Genomic DNA, 16,129 nt, shown 5'->3' with positions numbered 1-16,129 from the left:
AGCGCTTACTGCTCTTTTACGCTTAAAGTCTATCACAGTGGATTTTGCAAAAGTTAGGATGGAATCCTATGAAACGGTTTGCGAAGCTGTTGAAATGTTTGATCCTTACGCTACGTGGCAGTCACTGCGCAGAGTCACCGGGGAACATACTGCGAAATCGTTTGCGATCCTGACAACCTCAGAAATTATACCTCCTCTTTAAGAGGTTTCATGTTTATAATGGCTGTAAGACATATTAGAAACTACTTCGAGGTGAAGCCAATGTTGAAAGCGCTTGTAGTGGATGACGAATATCTGGTCCGCATGGGCATCACCCAGACCATAGACTGGGCAGAATACAACGTCGAGATCATAGGAGAAGCCAGCAATGGCGAGGAAGGATTGGAGCTTGCCCTACAGCACCGTCCAGATGTGATCATTACCGATATTCGTATGCCGTATATGAACGGTCTTGAGCTCATCGAAAAAATACGGGAACAGGACATGCTCGTAGGGATTGTCGTGCTCAGCGGTTATGACGAATTTCAATATGCGCAGGCTGCTTTGCGTTATGGCGCCTCCACCTATTTGCTAAAGCCCATTAATATAGAAGAACTTGCAAATACAGTTCGAAGCGTCGGGGATGAAATCCTTGGCAAAAAGCAACTCTCCAAGCGGTATTCACAGCTTAATGAGGAATTGGCCTCGATCTCCAAGCAGTTCTGGCAGGATTTGCTGCATGACCAACTGCATGACGAAGAGTTTATTTCAAATAAGATAAAATTACTGGAACTGCAATTGGAACCTGGAAAAGCTATCCTACCGCTGTCCATTACCTTTCCTCCTGATAACGGCCTTCAAGGAAATACTGTAGGCAAAGCGCTGGAGGATGCAGCGGCGACTATTCTGGAAGCGCATTCTTTTGAGCAACTGTGTCTATTCCGGGACAGCCATCTGGAGTGGGTTATGATCCTTCGGACCGGGGAACCAGAGCTGGCCGGAGATTCTGCACGAAAATTGGGCAAACAACTATCTGAATGGAGCCAACAGCACTTCGGCCAGGCCTTAAGCGTCGGCATAGGTAAACCTGCGGGAGAATGGAACGGGATCGTAGATTCATACCGGCAGGCTGTACTTGCTGCGCAGCGTGCCCTTTCTGGCATAGAACGTGTGCTGTATGCTGAAGAAGAGGCTGGAGCTCGGTGCCGGCGTGAAATCAGGGACGCACTCGCTTTTATCCGGGAGCACTATGCCGGAAACATTACCGTTGAGATGGTTGCTGCGGCGGTCTTCGTCAGTCCAACCCATTTGATGCATCTATTCCGTAAAGATCTGAACAAAACCTTTTACGAATGTCTGACGGAATACCGTATCGAGGAGGCCAAACGTATGCTGCGCAATCCGAAGTATCGGGTGTACGAGGTTGGCAATCAGGTCGGCTTCACTGACTCCAAATACTTTAGCCAGATCTTCAAAAAAATGACGGGCATCCCGCCGAGCGAATATGCAAAAACCTATGGGTAAGCGGAGACTAGCCAACCGGATGGATTCCTGGATGAGGCGGTTCAAGATCAAAAGCCGGATTGTTGTTGTTCTGTTAGCAGGACTGTCTCTGCATCTGGTGCTGATGCTCGTTATTTTCAATTTTTATTCCTATACCTACCTGCAAAAGGATCTGTACCGCCATGTCGTTCAGACTCAGCGCCAAATTGGGCTTAGCGTGGAGCTCATGGTCGATGACATTCAAATGTTGTTTCTGCGGTTTCTGGTGAACAGTGATATCTACCAAATCATCAATAACGATTCCCTGCCGTCAGCTGACAAGGAATCGCGAATTGGAGCTATCATCGACGGTATGCTGGCCCAGAACGACCTGGTGGGTAATGTAATTATCAGCACCAACGATAATATGCTTTATTCTTACCAGTCTAAGGAGCAGATGCTGGAAGTGCCTGAAGCCCTGTTCATCAAACGCATTCAGGAGAGCAGCATGCCTGTTGTCGGTGAGATCAAACGGGATGGAGAAGGCAATGCGTATATTCCATTCGGCCAGCAGTTCCGCAATTTCAATACTGGACAAAATATCGGGGTCGTGATCATTTATGTCAGGGAGGCTGCTTTGGCGGACCTGTATTCCTCCAGCTTCACTGGCATCGGCTACTCCTTCCTGACTTCCGACAATCGGATTATTTCTCACCCCGACAAACGGCTCTTGGGCAATTTTTTGGAGGAAAACGCCCCTCTTCGCCCTGGTAAAAAAGAAGGCTATCGTACCTGGTCAGATAACGGAAATTCCTACATCATTGCTACTTATCCTTTGAATCCCCGGTTGGAGACACTTGGGGTCAGCTGGGAATTCACCAGCGTGATTTCCAATCACAAACTGCTCTCGGGAATCGCCAAAGGCAATCAAAATGCGCTTTTGTTCGCCAGCGTTACCTTTATTGTGCTGCTGATTTTTTCCTTCTATCTGGCAGCCAAAATCACCCGTCCACTGCTGAACTTGAAGAAGAAGCTGAGCCTGTTTGGCAAAAAAGATCTGGCCGCTGTTTATGAACAGCGCGGTCAGGTTGATGAGATTTTTCAGCTTGAGAACAGCTACTATCAGATGGTGGAGCGGATCAGCCAATTAATGCTGGAGAAAGATGAGGAGAAAGAAAAGCAACGGAAAGCTGAGCTGACCGCACTTCAATCACAGATCAATCCCCATTTTCTCTACAACACACTGGATGCAATTGCCTGGATTGCCCGACTGAAGAAGCAGCCCGATATCGAACGGCTGATTTCTTCATTAGCTACCTTTTTTCGAATCAGCCTGCATAAAGGCGACAAGTTCGTGACCGTGGACGAAGAAATCCGCTTGGTGCAGAGTTTTGTGACAGTTGAGCAAATGAGGTTTCCGGATAAGTTCGAGATTGAATACGAGATTGAGGAATCGCTGCGCAAGGTTCGCATTCTGAAGCTGATTCTTCAGCCTATTGCAGAGAATGCGATCAAACACGGCATCAGCGAGAAACGCGGGATGGGCCGAATCTGGATTAAAGGCGAATTAGTGGCAGATGAGATTCGCTTCACAGTGACTGATGACGGGGTGGGATTTTCCAACGGTGCGACGCTTAGCCAAGCCAAGGAAGATGTGTTGTTTCAGAGCGGGTATGGACTAAGAAATGTGGACGAACGAATTAAACTGGAATATGGTCCTCAATATGGTTTAAGTATCTCCAGCACACCGGGGCAAGGCACCACAGTTACGATCAACTTGAAGAAGGAACTGCCCAATTAGCGAATTTAGTTTATAAATGCGGACATAACAAAGAAATCGATCCTTTTTGAGTGGGTAGAAGGGACTTCTACTTTGCTTAAAAAGACGATTTCTTGTTTTATTCTGAGTAGTGGCAAATTAAAGATACTTTCGAGAATTATAGGTGCTTTAGTTGTATTTAATACAGCTAAAGCACCCTTTTTTTGCAGCGAGCAGAAGTTTAAGTGTATTTGGTACATCTATACGTTCCAATTCTGTTGGAAGCAACTAACTTTCCGAATAATAAGTGTACTGAATACAACTATATCTTACTTCATCCGTTTATTGCCCACGCTAGATGTATGAAATACACTTCGGTTAGCGATTTTCATGATTCAGACTCCATCTTATCTTAGTCTTTCATTGTTGAATTAATCTTCAGGTACAACTGCTTCAGTGGATTAACTATACTGCCGCTAAGCACTGAGATCAGCAGCCAGAACACTATGAACACTACGAGGTTCAGGGCGAGCATTAAATACTTAAACGTTCGCAGCTCTGCATTCATGCCATCTGCTGAGATATAGGTGACAATCCGCTCTGCCGATTCCGGTAGTGGATAGAGCAAAATCAGGCCGTCAGCCGTTTCCCGCTCCAGCAGATCTGCATCACCTCTGCCTGTACTATTTTGATCGATACCCTGTGTCACAAGCTCAGCCAAGGTAGCTTTTTCCGAAGTAACTAGTGCTGCTTTGATCTCCTGCAGTCGCTCCTTCGGGACATCGGCAGCACTCAATAGCTTCCCGTTTCCGGTCAGTAGGTAAACTTCATTTCCCCCGTAGATTGTATTCTCGCCAGATAGGTAGAAGCTGTAAAGCTTGTCAATCTCCACTTCGAGCGAGAGCAGACCGAGGACGTCTCCCATCGAACCCTTAATTTTTACTTCAAGCAACAGACGGTCGCGCAGATCCGAAGGTGCATTCATTAGATGCTCCCGGTTCAGCACCGTCCAGCGCAAAGCCTGCTCTCGGTTATTTAGAAATTGTTCCATCCCTGGTTCTTTTTTGATCTCTGCAAAGGGCAGCAACCCGGAAACATTGCTTGAGGAGTAAGTTCCCCCTGCTTCTCCCCAAATGTAAATGCCGAGAATGTCACTACTGGAAGAACGTATGCCCTCAAGTATCGGAGAGATTGCCCCGTCATATGTTGGTTTTTTCAGCGCATTCTGCACCACCTGGTTGTTGGATATAAGCTTCGAGGTCTCCTCCAGCCAGTTCATGAACAGAAGTGTATTCTTATGCTGCTGGCCAGTGTACTGAACGGATAGCTGCCGCAGCATGTCAAGGCTTCTATGCTCCATAGTACGGTACAGAATGAAGCTCGAAGCGACAATATAGACAGTAATGAACAACACCAGGACTAGGCGGATATTGCGGCCGAACGATCTGAACATATGACTTCCCCATCCCCCTCCGGTGTATGAATCATGAAAACAAAATCAACTGAAATCAGACTAACAGCTAAGGTGACTAATGTCGATCTCCTTGTAAAAGGAACCCTCATCTGTCTCATGCACTTCACGATTAGGCAAAATTATTGTAATTGCCGATCTGGTTTGCCAGGAAGCTTTCATGTGGAAGATCTCCTGTCCTGTTACTGAACGGATCTCCCATTTGATGTTTATTGGGCCGATACTTGTATTTACGGTTCCGCTGGCCTGCCGCAGTTCTCCATAGTGGGGCTTTATAGTTATTCCCTCTATTCCTTGTTGGACACCCAATATCCCTCTGGTGAACTCAGTGATCGGCAGTGCGCTCCATGCGTGGCAGTCACTTCTGGTGCCGGTTGAATCTATTTCTGGAAGTGTAGTGAGATTAAGCTCCAACTGCTTCAACCACCGTGTCCATAGTCCGAACGAGCGGTCATACATTCCGCATTTCTCTAGCGCGCGGAATAGATAGTAGCTCATCGGCAACGAAAGCTTAGCCAGTGATGTGTCTGTTAACGTTGACTCCAGCAGTGCCGCCCCTTCTACAACATCCACTGTGCCCGCTAAAACCGCCCAGACCTGCGTGTGCTGGCTATGCTGCGTTCCCGCAGTTGCCTCCGGACTGTCGCGGAACAGCAGACTGTTCGTTAGCCGGCAGCAATCCATTACCGCAGCGTTGACCGCCGCTTTGCGTTGACGCAGTTCACCAGCAATCTGTGTCCAACCGCTGGCTGCAAGCAATTCAGCCGCTTGCTCCAGCGCGGCCGCATACATCAGGCTCAGTACGGTTGCGGGTGCATCATCCGTACAATCCGGTGCGCCGAGCGGCCATTCCTCCACCCAATCGAAGTAATTCCAATATTGGCGGGGCGTTCTGTCCACCAGACCCTCCGGAGTCAGATGTTGATCGAACCAGTCCAGCACAGATAACAGCGCTAACCGGTACTGATTCACCAAGGCCATATCCCCGAAGGATCTGTAGTGGTCATGAATCATTCCGATCCAATATAGGGAGAAGGAAGGAATGACCTGCGGCAGCACTGAGGGATAGCGACTTTGCAGCATCCCGTTTGGTAGCTGAGAGGCCTTATAATCTTCCATAGCTCTCCGCGCTAACCGGTCGTCCCCTGATAATAGGTACGTAAACTCCATCATCAGTTTGGTATCCATGGTATACTGCAGCTGTTCATAATACGGAGTATCCTCGTAGGTCTCATGCATGCAGCGCTGAAGTGTTCGTACACTGAGCTCCCATAGTTGGTTATATTGTTCATCGGAGCAGTGAAAGTTTCCTTCCGGCTGCAGTGGATATCCGGTCTCCCTATAGCTAAAGCTGGAAATCGTTAGAGGCTCGACACCAGCCTGCACTTCCAGCCGTACATAGCGGAAGGTACGGAACCAGAACGGTTCGTAGATTTCCATCCGCGCAGAGATGCCGTAACCTGCCGGGTGATAGCTGTCGTAACCGCCTCTTAATACATGTTCCTTCGTATTATCGCGGACAGCTTTGCGGCGAATCTCATCATCCCCCGTTTCTTCTTCATAACACTCAGCGCATAGTAGGGTAATCCGGCTACCTTTGCCTCCAAGAAGTCTAAGCTGCAAATACCCTGTGGTTAGCTCGCCAGCATCCAACTCCAACCAAAAATGTTGCCCTGCTTCTATTGTTATTCCAGCGGAAGGCAGTACTGCGTTGGGTGAAGCGCCGCCATCTCCATTTCGCAGCTCCAGACTATGCCCTTCCTCAAAAAAGGCATGCCCTTCCCCGCTACTGCTACGCATCAGCTTCAGAAAAAATTGCTCCCGCTCATACAACAGCGGAATCGGACGCCGGGCCAGCTGCCAAGGGGTTAATTGGCCATATTCATCCCGCACCGGTTGCACAATTCCGCTAGCAAGCCAGGCACTGTCATCATATTCGGGCAGTGTCCAATCCAGCAGCGCTGCGTCACCCTCCACTTCTTCCAGTCCACCCATCCAGCGTATGATCGGAAACTGCTGGAACTTATAGCTGCGATCCTTAATACTTTTCCATGAGCTATCCGTATTTAGCTCCTGTACTAGCTGCCCTCCTTGTGTAACTGCCGCTTCCACAAGCAGCCCGCCTTTTTGCGAGCGCCAGACGGACAAAGGTCCGTCTTCGCCCAGTTCAAAGGGCGTAGTCCCTGCATAATGAACGACCATAACAGCAAGCACATTTAAACCTGGTTGTAGAACATTGTCCAGACTGAATTCTTCATAATACTGTATATGACCATGTCCTTTACAAGGACCGGCCCATAAACGCTGCCCATTGACGAACAGCCTGTAGCGGCTGTCTGCGGTAATGGCCAAATCCAGGGTGCAGGTCTTTCCGATACCAGCTGGCAGTTCGAACACTCTGCGAAAGTACGCACGCTCGTGCTGCTGTTCCCTATCCGCTGATCCTTGCTCCTCCTGCGGCCAGATCCAGCGTGCTCCCCAGTCTCCCCATTCTTTTGCTGCCATGTTATGCATATCTCCTTTATCTCATTTAAGTAGTTAAGGCAATCTACGCAGAAACGGCATCGCCGCCCTTCAGAAGGACGACGTCGCCGTTGGTCTGCGTTTTATTTAACCTTATCGAGATAATCACGTTGGAATTCTTCGGCAGCCCTATCCAAGATCTGTTGCGGATCTGCGTTCTTGTCCGTCAGTACGGTTTGCAGTACGATATCCAGCTTTTGGTACAATTCCTGTGCGTTGACTGGTTCTTCCGCCCGCATGCCTTTGCTGCCATTGTCCATATAATCACGGAACAAATCCAGATTGACGTTGTTGTATTTGTCGAGAATCTTTTGTTCTTCTCCAATCCGTTTCTCATCAGTCCAAATCCGCAGCCCGTAAGGCCCTACGATCAGCCCTTGATCGCTCAGTGTCTTCTTCTCAATATCCCAACCGGTCAGTGCCTCTTCAGAGGACTCTGGTGTAAATCCGTAGGTTTTTAGCCATTTGAATCCGGCATCAATCTGCTCAGGTGTTACATTAGGCGAGAACATATATAGGCCGCCACCGAGCAGGGTTACAGGTTTCCCGATTGGTCCTACTGGAAGCGCGGACATTGCCACATTGTCCTTGGACATCTTAGTCTGTTGCTGGATGACCGGTGACCAGTCATTCGTGCCGAAGCTCATAGCGACCTGATCGGTTCCGAACAAGCGGAACATATCGTTCGTAACATCGACCAGATTGTTGTCGGGCAGTACATCATATTTCCATTTTAAGTCCTTCACATATTGCAGGGCCGCTGCTGCTTCCGGCGAATTGAACACCGCCTGCCATTTCCCGTCCACTTGTTTTTCAAATTCTGCTCCGTATGCCCAGGCAATGTTCATGAACATCCAACCGCCTTGACCACTTTTTGTAGGCAAGAACATTCCGGCTTTACCGGTCTTTTGTTTAATAATCTGCGCAGTTTCTGCTAGCTCTTCATATGTTTTAGGAAATTTAGGAATCCCCTTGTCGTCCAGCAGTCCAGCCTCCTTGAAAAGATTCATATTGTAGAGCATACCGATGACGTATCCGTCCTTCGGAATCCCATAATACTTGTCGTCCTTGGTAACCATTTTCAGCAGATCTGGATTGATCGCCTTGTCGTAGCCATATTTTTTCATCGTATCCGTTATGTCAGCCGCGTAATTTGCCTTGATGATTTTGCTTGTTTCTGTAAAAAAGGTTTCGTATACCGTCGGAAGCTGGCCGCTGGCCGCTTTTGGCAGGAATGAGCTGACATCATACCCCCATTCATCTTTGTCCACAATAATTTCCGGATAATTGGCTTTCATCTTCGCCATGACCTGCTCATACTGGGCGATTTTGGCTTCCTCATTCGGCTTTGGCCAGTTACTGACCTTGATCGTCACCTGTTGATTGCCCGCTGTCTCCGTCTTTCCTCCGGCATTCTTCTCATTGGAGCCGCCTCCACAGCCAGCCAGTCCGGCAGAAAAAAGCAGCGTAAGTGCCAGTGTAGCTGTCAGGTTCTTGGTGTGTCCTTTTTTCAATGTAATTCCCCCTAGTCTTATTGTTAAAGCATTCTTCGCAACATGTAAAGCGCTTTCTTTTTGAATCTGAAATCATCTTAACATGCACCTTCTGCAGCACCCTACGGGGCAAAACTGTGAAATGGTTTGTGATCGGGTGATGTTACCCTTTAATACTGCCGCCGAAGGATTGCCCGTTCATAATGTACTTTTGGAAAAAAATAAACAGGATAATCGGCGGCAGAATCGCAAAAGTCAACGCAATAAACTGTATGTCCTGCGGCAATGTCGCCTTCAGATTGTAAATAGCCACAATGACCGACCAGGTCGATTTATCCTTCAGCACCATAAAGGGCCAGAAGAAGTCCTGCCAGACACTGTTCATCGTAAGGATTGTAATTGTAGCCATAACTGGTCCGCTGAGCGGGAGAATGACTCGAATAAAAATACCGATGGTGCTCGCTCCGTCAATTTTGGCGGCTTCCAGCAGCGCTTGTGGGATGGTATCGAAAAAGTTTTTGAAGATCAGAATTACCACCGGATTCACAGCAGCCATAAACCACATCGGCCAGTAAGTATTGGTCAGGTTCAAGTGCAACAGCGGAAAATCAATCAGATTCTTAAACAGCGGCACCATGCCCACTGTATTCGGCACCATCATGGTCCACACGATCAGTGCAAACAGCAGGGCACTGCCCCGCGGCTTTAGCTTGGAGAAGAAATATCCGGCCAGTCCGTTAAAAGTAAGGCAGAACAGTACAGAACCTGCGGCCAGATAAGCCGTATTCAGATAATAACTGAGGAAGTTAAACTCCTGCCAGGTCTCCCATAGCTTGCCAACATTGAACGAGCGGGGGATCAGGGTGGGCGGGATTGCATAAAACTCTTTGATGTCCTTCAGACTTGAGACCATAATCCAGACCGGAGGCAAAATACAGACAGCGGCCAGCACAATCATCAGAATGAACATGCACCAATACAGCAGGCGCACCCAAGGTGATCTGTATTCTATATTGCCGATAATGCCATATGCTTCTTTAGTTTTCATAGCTTCTACTCCCTGTTCAATTTCTTATCCAGCCGGAAATAAATAATGGTAAGCACCATCAGGACTAGAAAAGTAATAACCCCGAGCGCCATTGAATGGCCTGCTTCAAAACTCCGGAACGCATAATAATAGCTTTGCAGCATCAAGGTCATTGAGGCATTGTTCGGTCCACCCTCAGTCATTACTAGGGGTTCATTGAAGATCTGGAATACACCGCTGATCTGCAAAATCATCATCAGTCCGATCATGCTAGAGATTTGCGGAATGGTGATACTTTTGAATCTCCGCCATACATTCGCACCGTCAATCGAGGCTGCTTCGTACAGATCATGATTAATACTCTGTAGACTTGCCAGATAAAGCAGCACTGTTCCCCCGAAATTTCGCCAGGTAATCGTGAAGATAATCAGCATTATCGTCATTTGCGGATCCTGAAGCCATTGCTGCACCGGAAATCCCATGGCACTCAGCATAATATTCAGCACGCCACCCTTTCCGGGCTCAAACAAAAACATCCATAACATCGAAGCGGCAATGCCGGGAACCATACTCGGAAAAAAGACCGAAAAGCGAAAAAATGACTTCCCATGTCTCAATTCATTAATCACGACAGCGACAATAATGGGTACGGCAAAACCGATCAGTAGTGACCAGAACACATACACAAAAGAGTTGGTCAATGTCTGTTGAAACGCCGAGTTCTGTATAACGTCCTTGTAATTCTGCAGTCCGGCGAAGCTTACGGCATTATAACCCTCAGTATTGAAAAAAGAGAGCACAATGCCCTTCACGAGCGGCTGCCAGGAAAAAAAGAAAAAGGCAAACAGTGTGGGTACAATTAATATCCAGGATGACCAATCTTTGAATAAACGCCGTACAGGATAACCTTTCTTTTTCTCTGTCATTAAAGGATTTAGTTCACTGGTTTTTCCAATCATGCTCCTGTCCTTCCTTCCTCCCGGAATCAAGCTTTAATCCGGTCAGGCGTTGTATAGTTGTTATACCTAAATGATAGCGCTTCCTACTGAGCGCCGAAATCCGGTAACCCTGCGAAAGCGTTTGTAAAGCTACTTATTTGTTGGCAAAAAAAAAGCAGTGCACGCACCGGAATGGCCGCACACCGCTTATGTTCATGTTATGGTGAATCGTTTAGGCCTCACTTAACCCTGCGCTGATGCAGAGGACGGCCGCTTCCGCCCGAAACGCTTCGCTCGCCGGATTGGGCTGCTCCTCCAAAATACGAAGCACCGACTGAGGCTCTACGCCGGGCTGTGGCACACGGGAGGGAGAAACTACGCTCCACTTCTGCTCACCCTTGAGCCTGTATGACAGCTCATAAAGATAAAAGCCCGCATGTTGTCCGTCAGTGAACTGGCTTACGCCATCCTGCCACGAGCAGAGTTCAAGCGGATGCTGTTTGTCCGGCAATACACCGGACGCCAGTGTGATGCGCTCATTTCGAACTACCTGCTGCTTCTGTTCCCAAGCCTGCTGATCTAGGATTCCCAGATCCAGGCGGTATTCCATTCCCGGCTCTCCATAAAGAGTCCAAGCCACAGGGCTACCCACCGCTACGAACTTAGGTGCTTCCAGAAAAACGGGTTGATGAGTTGGGACAAAACGTTCGGTCTGCTCCCACTCTCCCGCAGCCGGACTGCGTCTGCGATAATGCACCGTGCCCGTGAATTCGAGCTCCTGTTCCTGTAGCAGAGCTATTAGACATAGAGTAGCTTGCTCGTAAAGATCCGTGCAGTTGTTATGGCCGAAGCGGTATCCGATCTCATGGCGAAGCGGTATCCCGCGACTCCGAACCAAAGCCGCGAAGGAAAAGCTGAAGCGGCTAAGGGTAAAGGCATCATGCGTGCCATGGTTAATCAGCAGCTTTGTGCCACTCGCTTTAAGACCCTCCAGAAAAAATTCGGATTCCAGTCCGGTCGTTTCCTTTAGACTTGCAGAGTCAATAGTTCCCGTCAGAGTCTGTAGCAGAGTCTCGATTCCCGTGCTGCCGTTCTGTGGATGCTGCCAATCTTTCTTCCAGATTTCCCGGTAACCGGTGTCTACTTCCGCCACATGCCAGATCAGTGGGCAAGCTCCTTCGGCAAACTCACGGGTGAGCCCGTTCAGAATCAACGGCGGTGCATAACACAGTGTGTAGCGCACCCGATAGGGTAAGCAAAGCGGATTGCCTCCAGCCAGCAGCGCAGTTAAGCCGCCGCGCGAACCACCTACAGCCACTACCTGCTCTGCATCACCGCCATAACTTTCTTGACCTCTGGTAATTGCCGCCCCAATGCCAGCATAGATGGAGCCTTGCAAGGAACGGCTGCCGATATATCCTCCTCCGTTCCACAGAATGCCGACAACGCCTTTGCCGGTGCTGGCCAGAGTCTTGCCGATGATTTCCAGAAATGAGGGACCTACCGTGCTGAAGGTATTCTCATTGGCATCATAATAACCATTGAACAACAGTGGATATCCCTTAACATTTGCCGCACTCCAGAAGGGCGGCAGAATATAGGAAGCAAGGCTATGCTGGTCATTCTCTATAACTAGCAGACTGCCGCTGATGAGCTGAAATACAGGCGCATTGCTTAAAAGTGCAGCATTGTCTGTGGATGCATTGCGGAAAACCACCGGAAATCCGAAGGTCTTAAGGATGCGGTCGCTCAGGGAAACTGCAACTAGATCATCTACAGCATAGAGACTGTAGCGGTCACCGATATAATGCTCGAATTGCGGAGTTTTAAGATTCTTATTCCCCTCGTTGCCTCCGAAAAGCTGATGATCTTCCGTATTGTATACATAAGGGCTATCTGGGTCGCTATTGTAGAGCCGCGCATGCTCGGAAACAACCTTTTCCCCAGCTTCGTCCATCCGCAATGTCCCTATGCCATCTGTTCCGCCATAACGGAAGCCTCCTTTTCCCTCAGCAACGCTATTATCCCAGTGAGACACTACAGGAAGCATATTGGTCAGCAAAGGACTGACTAATACAAATACCCCCTCCTCTTTCTCGGAGATCTCTTCTGCTGCTTCAGCTTCAACAATGTCTTCATGGAGGGTTGACCAATTCGCTTTCTGATAAGCTACTTCGCCGCCTCGCAAGCAAGCAAGCAGCAGTGGAGCGTTGTGCAGCCTTAAGTAATCAGCCACTGCTCTGCTAACAGGTATAGCTACAGGTGTAGATCCCTCGGCTTGAATAAACCGACTTAGCGGAACATATGCCTCCGGTACAAAACACAATGTTTTACTCACGATTTTTTTCTCCTCCAACCTGTATCATTCTGCTCTGTGCTGTTAGGAACGACATGAATCTAATTTCTGGCAAGCCATCTGTGATCCTATAATTTTCCCCAGACAGGAATCCTCCTGAGAGTTTAGGAGTGCAAGTAACCGTTACTGTTTTGGTCTCACCCGGAAAGAGGGTATGGAACTGCTCATCCGCTTCCATCCAGTAGCGGTCTCCCCTTTCCTCTGCATGTACATGCAGCAAAACTTCACCACCGGTATTTCGGACTGTAAAACGGGCCTGCTGGCTCTTCTCCTGAGGACCCGTCGGCTGCCATAAACTCTCCTGACGCACCTCAAGATTGCCTCCTATAAGTGCAAGCGCGGGAGCATATGGATGCTTTTTATTGGTAGAGAATACATATAAATTCTGCTGTGGTGCTTCATCGCCGTCCTGGTAGGACAATCTGACGAAATATAAAGCATCGTCATGCTCTGGCACGTTGAAATTCAGCACCCCAGCGCCGACAGCCTGATCTTTGTTTCCCTCTGCCTCAAATGATTGCTGATAGATGCACCGTCCGACTGCATCGAAGACTTCCGCGTCGACTTCTACCCTGTGTCCATTTCCTCCATGCACGTATACATCTCCCTGAAATCCGGTGCTTGGTGTAAGCAGTAGACTGCGGTAGTCCAGCGAAACATGTAGCGGACGGAAGGCAGATTTCACCCAATGGTAGGCCATCTTCGTTTCACCGTAATAATCGACAAGGTTAGTGCAGGACACATTCGGCCACGGCTCGTTGAATTGCCAGACAATGCTGCCGCTGTTTCGGAACTTACGGCGGCGGTTAGCCTCCAGCACGAACCGGATTCCTTCCGCCTGTATCCACTGGCTGCAGGCAGAGAACTGCTCCAAATCTGTCATGCTGCCGAACATTTCTTCTTCACGGCTCAGCGTATCCCACCACTCCCCGTGATGTCTCCATATCGCGTTGTTCTCCATAGAAACCGGTCGCCGGTTGGTCTCACTCAGAAATTTCTCCAGACTTTTGAGAGAACTCAGACCGTCCACCCCAAATTCGCTGTGCAGCAGATTATCGTTGCTGCCATATAACTCGTAGTGATAAGGGTTTCCCATATACTTCCAGTAACCGTGCACATCATGCCCCTGACCTTTTGCATCCGTAATATATTCTACCGGGCCGGAAGCTGAGGTCGGTAGGAAGAGTCGCTGCGGATCATACTGTTCTACCAGTTCTTTCAACATCGCCAGATTGGAATCGCTGCTGTCGGAAGGCTTATTTGGCTCACTCATTAATTCATTGCCGCCGCTCCATACCGTTAGCGATACATGATTGCGTTTGTCACAGAGCGCTGTGCAGGCAGTCTTGTGAAGCAGCTCCAAAAACTCCGGCTGCTTCGAAGGGATATTGTCAATACCTGAACTGGACTGAATGAACTCCTGCCAGACCATAATGCCGTTTACATCACATAAGTCGTAAAAAGCCTTTTTCTCAATGATTCCACCGCCCCATACCCGAACGAGATTAATATGAGCTGCTTTCATCAGACGAATCATCAGTTGATATTGTTCAACCGTTACATTCCCGTAGAGATGGTCCAGAGGGGTCATATTTACCCCTTTCATATAGATCTTGCTTCCGTTAATCACCACTGTATATGGTAGGGCGTTGTCTGGACTATCTACATTGTGGATATAATCGAGCTTGCGAATGCCCGTTTGAAAGCTCTGGGTATCCAATTCCGTTCCAGCTTCATCCAGTAGCTTTAGTTCAAGATTGTACAGTGGCTGCTTTCCATAACCGTTTGGGTACCATAGCTCAGGTTCGGGTATTTCCAGCTCCGCGTTCAGAAGCTCTCCAGCTCGAACTGGTCGCGATTGAACCAGCAGCAGATTCCCCTCCGGATCAGTACAGGTGATGCTCGCTGTCAGTGTCCCATCATCTTCAGAGCCAGCCATTCGCTTGATTCCTGCTTGAATGGTGATTCGACCAGACGAGATCTGATTTCTATCGTTCTCGCCAAACTCCGCATCTGTAGTGATCGACACATCATCCCAAGAGCACTGTTGATGTACCCTCAATACCACATCATCCCAGATTCCGACATTGACCAACCGGGTAGAGAAATCCCATTTATAATTAAAACGGCTCTTCTGCGTGAAGGTAGCCGAGGTTTTGCCGATTTGCCCCATTTCATCTGGCGCCTGCTTCAACAGCACTGAAATTTCAAGGCTTTCCCGCCCGGAGAGCAGGTCTGTAACATCAAATACAGCCGGCTCGAACATACCTTTATGTTCACCCAGCAGTAAATGATCAGCGTATACCGAGGCTTCATAGTCCAGTCCCTGAAAGACCAGTTCAACTCTGGCTGCTCTCAGCTCAGGCTGTTTCAAGGTCGTACGGTAAACCCACCAGCGGTTCTCCACCCATTCACAACTCAGGCTATTTAACTCTTGATAAGGGTTGGTAATCCAGCCCTGTCTGAAGAGATCATAGTGAACTCCACCCGGCACAGTGGCAGGCATCCAGTCCGTAACCCCCATCAATTCCTGTCCCAGCTCCATACTGGTGCCCTTTAGCGGAACCCAGGGCCAATACCCTTTGACTTCCCACTTCAAATCGTTCAATAGAATTTCATTCATGTCTTCTCCCGTTCCCCCAAACCCTGCTAAATTTGGCGCTGTTCCTGACGATGAGCGGCTCTGGCGCCATTCGTTAATGCGCTTACAACTTTAGGTGTGTAGCTTCATTACCAATGATAGCACCGGGTTAATGTTTTCAAAGGTCTCCAACCCTGTGAAATCGTTTGTAAAACTGCTCAGTTGCTGATAAACACAAACAACCCCTCTAGGCTGGAGTGAGGGTTATCAGCAATCATCTATAGAGGTGACTTTTTAAGGCTTGTTTTGTTTCGGAGCCTCTGACTCCCGTGCTTTACCAATACGTGTAATACGTCGAACGCGAAAAAAGGAGTTCCCTTCAGCCGCGAAAGGCTGCTTGGTGAACTCCTTTACTTTTTGTTCGATAGAAGTTTTAAGAACTATTGCAACAATGTAGCACCACCTATCGGACATAGATGACGCTAAAAGCAGTATTATTGTACTTTTGGTGGGCTAACGG

At 48.6% G+C, this 16,129-nt stretch carries 9 protein-coding genes; 2 read left to right on the top strand and 7 right to left on the bottom strand.

The genetic code is table 11. From position 1 onward, the window contains the following. Positions 1-219 precede the first annotated feature (219 nt). Both MHH89_RS06580 and MHH89_RS06575 read left to right on the top strand, forming a co-directional pair. Positions 220-1,503 (top strand): response regulator, encoded by a 1,284-nt coding sequence (locus tag MHH89_RS06580; protein ID WP_339248742.1) that lies wholly within the window; start codon positions 220-222, stop codon positions 1,501-1,503. A gap of 31 nt (positions 1,504-1,534) precedes the next feature. After that, on the top strand, positions 1,535-3,262 hold the full coding sequence (locus tag MHH89_RS06575; RefSeq protein WP_162164258.1) for a cache domain-containing sensor histidine kinase: 1,728 nt from the start codon (positions 1,535-1,537) through the stop codon (positions 3,260-3,262). Between the two features lie 370 nt (positions 3,263-3,632). Here MHH89_RS06575 and MHH89_RS06570 read toward each other — a convergent pair whose 3' ends face one another. From MHH89_RS06570 to MHH89_RS06540, 7 genes are all read right to left on the bottom strand, one after another. Next, positions 3,633-4,673, bottom strand: coding sequence for a cache domain-containing protein (locus MHH89_RS06570; protein ID WP_341086641.1), 1,041 nt, complete (start codon positions 4,671-4,673; stop codon positions 3,633-3,635). 60 nt (positions 4,674-4,733) lie between these two features. Beyond that, positions 4,734-7,196, bottom strand: a complete 2,463-nt coding sequence (locus MHH89_RS06565; protein ID WP_341086639.1) for an alpha-L-rhamnosidase-related protein — start codon at positions 7,194-7,196, stop codon at positions 4,734-4,736. 101 nt (positions 7,197-7,297) lie between these two features. Further along, on the bottom strand, positions 7,298-8,728 hold the full coding sequence (locus MHH89_RS06560; protein ID WP_081383668.1) for an ABC transporter substrate-binding protein: 1,431 nt from the start codon (positions 8,726-8,728) through the stop codon (positions 7,298-7,300). Positions 8,729-8,870: 142 nt separating this feature from the next. Next, positions 8,871-9,755, bottom strand: a complete 885-nt coding sequence (locus tag MHH89_RS06555) for a carbohydrate ABC transporter permease (protein WP_051490964.1) — start codon at positions 9,753-9,755, stop codon at positions 8,871-8,873. 5 nt (positions 9,756-9,760) lie between these two features. Further along, positions 9,761-10,693: a carbohydrate ABC transporter permease gene (locus MHH89_RS06550; RefSeq protein WP_197740348.1), complete on the bottom strand. Its 933-nt coding sequence runs from the start codon at positions 10,691-10,693 to the stop codon at positions 9,761-9,763. Positions 10,694-10,904: 211 nt separating this feature from the next. After that, positions 10,905-13,010, bottom strand: coding sequence for a hypothetical protein (locus MHH89_RS06545; protein ID WP_076280602.1), 2,106 nt, complete (start codon positions 13,008-13,010; stop codon positions 10,905-10,907). Continuing rightward, positions 13,003-15,651 (bottom strand): glycoside hydrolase family 2 protein, encoded by a 2,649-nt coding sequence (locus MHH89_RS06540; protein WP_076280603.1) that lies wholly within the window; start codon positions 15,649-15,651, stop codon positions 13,003-13,005. Before MHH89_RS06540 ends, MHH89_RS06545 begins: the two co-directional genes overlap by 8 nt. Positions 15,652-16,129: the final 478 nt, after the last annotated feature.

The sequence above is a fragment of the Paenibacillus sp. FSL H7-0323 genome (assembly GCF_038002725.1).
In the GTDB taxonomy this organism is placed as follows: domain Bacteria; phylum Bacillota; class Bacilli; order Paenibacillales; family Paenibacillaceae; genus Paenibacillus_AQ; species Paenibacillus_AQ odorifer.
Note: the sequence above shows the minus strand (reverse complement) of the source record. Positions and strands in the feature narration are given on the sequence as shown.

Bases quoted from the DNA above. Each gene is read 5' to 3' on its own strand.
- MHH89_RS06555 (WP_051490964.1), bottom strand. From the start codon at position 9,755: ATGAAAACTAAAGAAGCATATGGCATTATCGGCAATATAGAATACAGA.
- MHH89_RS06580 (WP_339248742.1), top strand. From the start codon at position 220: ATGGCTGTAAGACATATTAGAAACTACTTCGAGGTGAAGCCAATGTTG.
- MHH89_RS06575 (WP_162164258.1), top strand. From the start codon at position 1,535: ATGAGGCGGTTCAAGATCAAAAGCCGGATTGTTGTTGTTCTGTTAGCA.
- MHH89_RS06570 (WP_341086641.1), bottom strand. From the start codon at position 4,673: ATGTTCAGATCGTTCGGCCGCAATATCCGCCTAGTCCTGGTGTTGTTC.
- MHH89_RS06565 (WP_341086639.1), bottom strand. From the start codon at position 7,196: ATGGCAGCAAAAGAATGGGGAGACTGGGGAGCACGCTGGATCTGGCCG.
- MHH89_RS06540 (WP_076280603.1), bottom strand. From the start codon at position 15,651: ATGAATGAAATTCTATTGAACGATTTGAAGTGGGAAGTCAAAGGGTAT.
- MHH89_RS06550 (WP_197740348.1), bottom strand. From the start codon at position 10,693: ATGATTGGAAAAACCAGTGAACTAAATCCTTTAATGACAGAGAAAAAG.